The sequence below is a fragment of the Tepidiphilus sp. HLB4 genome, from assembly GCF_054823945.1.
In genome coordinates this window covers 1-260 of record NZ_JSYB01000080.1, presented here as the reverse complement: position 1 = coordinate 260, position 260 = coordinate 1, and the positions used below count along the sequence as shown (strand labels likewise).

1 protein-coding gene is annotated in these 260 nt (G+C 62.3%); it reads left to right on the top strand.

What is annotated here, in order from left to right; all coding sequences use genetic code 11:
- Window positions 1-229 (top strand): DUF4351 domain-containing protein (locus tag OA56_RS09915; RefSeq protein WP_461585058.1); only part of this gene is annotated, 229 nt, incomplete at its 5' end.
- Window positions 230-260: the final 31 nt, after the last annotated feature.

Below are 260 nucleotides of genomic sequence, written 5' to 3'. Positions count from 1 at the left end.
CATCAAAGAACAAATCCGTCAGCGCGAGCAAAGCGCGCTGCAACAGGGGCTGCAGAAAGGCGTCTTGCAGGGCGAGGCGCTTCTGCTGCAGCGCATGCTCACGCATCGCTTCGGTCCCTTGTCCGAGTGGGCGCGCCAGCGCCTGCACGATGCCACGCCCGAAGTGCTCGAAACCTGGGCCGACCGGGTGCTTGATGCGCAGTGTCTCGAAGACGTCTTTGAAAAGTGACCATGAACGCCCGCCACGACGCCAGCTACAA